Below are 2,991 nucleotides of genomic sequence, written 5' to 3'. Positions count from 1 at the left end.
GTTGCCATGAGAGGTGCGGTACCGCCTTCGGCGCCGATGTAAAGATCGGCAAACTCGCCGAGCGCCAGCAAGATGTCACCGATATCGACACCTCCGATCGCGGCGGAATCGACAAGCCGCAGCTTCGGCACGCGCTGAGCCAGCTCAGCCATATCGGGACCGTCGCCGGGGGTTTTCACATAGAGAAGGTTCACCCCGTCGGCGATCAGGCTGTCGGCGATTGCGGCAACCTGATCCGCCGACATGCGCTTGCTGGCGCTGCCATGCGCCGCGATAATGATCAAGGGAGCATGCTTGCCGTCCGCAAGGCTCCTGGCCGCCGCTCGTGCGGCCGGGCTAGGCTCCAGCCGATGATCGAAAGGCAGCCGCTTGCCGGCAAGGCGTTCGATGAGGCGATGGTAGCGCCAGGCATTGTGCCCGGGTCGTGCTTCAGGCCTTTGGCCCAGGCGCCAGGAAAGGGCGAAAGCCGGAAAGTTTGCCTCATAGGCAATGCCGCGGCCGAGCAGTGATGCCGAGGCCTGAAGCAGCCAACGCGCCGAGATGCGGAAATCGACGACGGCCAATCGCCCCTTGCCCTTGCTGTGACCGGCGATCAGGCGCGCCAGCGGCGTCCGCACATTGATCGCATCGACCAAATGGCCGGCATGGCGATTGAGGCTATGTTCAAGGGATGACGACCGGGTGGTTCCGTAGACGATGAAACTATCGGGGAATGCCGTTCTGGCGGCGCGCAATGCCGGAATCCGGATCAGTCCGTCGCCGAACGCGTCATTGCGGGAATACAAGATAATGGTCTCGTACCGCCCTGATGGCATGGCTCGCTCCCCCCAGGAGCCTGGTGGTGATGGCGCCTGCTGCGCCGGCCGCCTTCGAGGTGCTTTAGGATTTCACCTCTTGCCTGTCAACGGAGCCTTGCCGCTGGATCCGGGCGTCCGGACGGCCGCAGTGCGCCACGACCAGTTCATCGCTGTCGTTGAAAACACTTCTCCCTTCGGCTGCGAAGCCAGCAGCTTCGTGGGTACGCTAGATTTAGCCGGAGAAGCGCGGCGCCAGTTCCTCGATGCGGCGGATCATCGCCTGAAATTCCTCCGAGATGCGCTGGTGCAGCTTGACCGCGATCTCGGGATATTCCTCCAGGATGCGGCGGAACATCTTGCGGCTGAGGCGCATCACTTCCGAATCGATCTCGGCCGAGGCGCTGGTCAACCGGTTGGTGTCGGCGATCAATGCCAGTTCGCTCAGGATCGTGCCGGGGTCTGCCGTGCCAATCGGGATGCGTTCACCATTCTGCTCCCGGTAGAGCACGATGCGCCCGCTGACAACGATATAGGCGGAATCGGCCTCGTCGTCCTCGCGATAGAGCTTGTGGTTGGCAATCAGCCTGGTGTTCTCGGCGCCAAAGGCGAGCAGGCGCAGTTGTTCCTGCGTGAAGCCCTCGAAGAGCCTCACGGCGGACAGAACGCGGATGTCGTCATCCAGCGCCATCTAGCTATGTCCCCGAACCGACAGTCCGACTCCTCCTCTGCGAGTTCGATCCAAACCACCCTCCAACTGGATCGTACCCGAAAGCGGCCCCGCCCGGCCGCTCATTGGATAATGAAAATGTTTAAGGAACCAGCTTGTAGCCGCCGCTTTCTGTCACAAGAATTTCCGCATTGGAAGGATCGCGCTCGATCTTCTGGCGCAGCCGGTAGACATGGGTTTCCAGCGTGTGCGTGGTGACGCCGGAATTGTAGCCCCACACCTCCTCGAGCAGCACGTCGCGCGTCACCACCTTCTGGTCGGCGCGATAGAGATATTTGATGATCGAGGCCTCCTTCTCCGTCAGCCGCACCTTGCCGCCGCGCGGGTCGAGCAGCAGTTTCTGGCTGGGCTTGAAAGTATAGGGCCCGACCGAGAAGGTGGCATCCTCGCTCTGCTCATGCTGGCGCAACTGCGCCCGAATGCGCGCCAGCAGCACGGCGAAGCGGAACGGCTTCGTCACATAGTCGTTGGCGCCGGCCTCGAGACCAAGAATCGTATCCGAATCGGTGTCGTGACCGGTCAGCATGATGATGGGCGCCTTGTAGCCGCCCTTGCGCAGGATCTTCACCGCTTCGCGGCCATCCATGTCGGGCAGCCCGACATCCATGATGAGCAGATCGATGAGGCCGCCGCGCGCTGCGGCGACACCTTTTGCCGCAGTCGATTCCTGCAGCACGTCGAATTCCTCGTAAAGGGATAATTGCTCGACCAGCGTGCCGCGCAGGTCGTCATCGTCGTCGACGATCAGTATGGTGCGTGAAGTCATGGATCAATCCGTTGTTTTGAAAAGAAAATTCAGTTGACCGCTGCCTGTTTATGCGGAAGCTGACCGGCGTAACAGCCGTTCACAGTGATTTGTTCCGTGGCACGATCATACAAGAAAAAACACGATCGCAATGCAGCCGGCGCAATTTTGCGAAAAGGGCTGCGTGTGCTGACCGTGCGGGCGAGGCCTGGGCATCCAAGCCAGGGCCTGCTGCAGGCCGGGAAAACGGTGTTTGCCTGTGCGCTGGGGCGCGGCGGCATCTCGGCCGACAAGCGCGAAGGCGACGGCGCCACGCCGCTGGCCGCGATGCGGATCCTGTCGGGGTATTTCCGGGGGGATCAGTTCTCCAGCGGCCGCAGGACCCGGCTGGCGATGACGCCGATCGGGCCCGATCTGGGCTGGTGCGAAGTGCCTGACGACCGCAACTACAACAGGCCGGTCAGGATTCCCTATGGCGCCAGCCACGAACGCATGCGGCGCGACGACAGGCTCTACGATGCCTGCCTGGTGCTCGACTGGAACCTGTCGCCGCGCCGGCGCGGGCGCGGCAGCGCCATCTTCTTCCATCTGGCGCGCCCCGGCTTCACGCCGACGCAAGGCTGCGTGGCTGTCACGGCGCAAACCATGGCGCGGCTGCTGCCGCTGCTGTCGGACCGGACGGTGGTGAGGGTGGTAAGATAGTAAGATAGTAAGATAGTAGG

4 protein-coding genes are annotated in these 2,991 nt (G+C 62.4%); 1 reads left to right on the top strand and 3 read right to left on the bottom strand.

Translation table 11 applies throughout. From position 1 onward, the window contains the following. The 3 genes from ENZ74_RS20400 to ENZ74_RS20390 form a co-directional block, all read right to left on the bottom strand. Nucleotides 1-815 (bottom strand): hypothetical protein (locus ENZ74_RS20400; RefSeq protein ID WP_206522303.1); only part of this gene is annotated, 815 nt, incomplete at its 3' end. A gap of 214 nt (nucleotides 816-1,029) precedes the next feature. Continuing rightward, the gene (locus ENZ74_RS20395; RefSeq protein WP_013528897.1) at nucleotides 1,030-1,485 is read right to left on the bottom strand and encodes a Crp/Fnr family transcriptional regulator; all 456 of its coding nucleotides are present in this window, start codon (nucleotides 1,483-1,485) and stop codon (nucleotides 1,030-1,032) included. 121 nt (nucleotides 1,486-1,606) lie between these two features. After that, nucleotides 1,607-2,290: a response regulator transcription factor gene (locus ENZ74_RS20390; protein WP_013528898.1), complete on the bottom strand. Its 684-nt coding sequence runs from the start codon at nucleotides 2,288-2,290 to the stop codon at nucleotides 1,607-1,609. Nucleotides 2,291-2,434: 144 nt separating this feature from the next. Here ENZ74_RS20390 and ENZ74_RS20385 point away from each other — a divergent pair, with 144 nt between their 5' ends. Then, nucleotides 2,435-2,971 carry a L,D-transpeptidase gene (locus tag ENZ74_RS20385; RefSeq protein WP_181172690.1) on the top strand — a complete coding sequence of 179 codons (537 nt, stop codon included), beginning with the start codon at nucleotides 2,435-2,437 and terminating at the stop codon, nucleotides 2,969-2,971. Nucleotides 2,972-2,991 lie beyond the last annotated feature (20 nt).

The organism is Mesorhizobium sp. M7A.F.Ca.CA.002.15.2.1, assembly GCF_003998715.1.
Taxonomy (GTDB): domain Bacteria; phylum Pseudomonadota; class Alphaproteobacteria; order Rhizobiales; family Rhizobiaceae; genus Mesorhizobium; species Mesorhizobium ciceri.
This window is presented reverse-complemented; position numbering and strand designations above follow the sequence as displayed.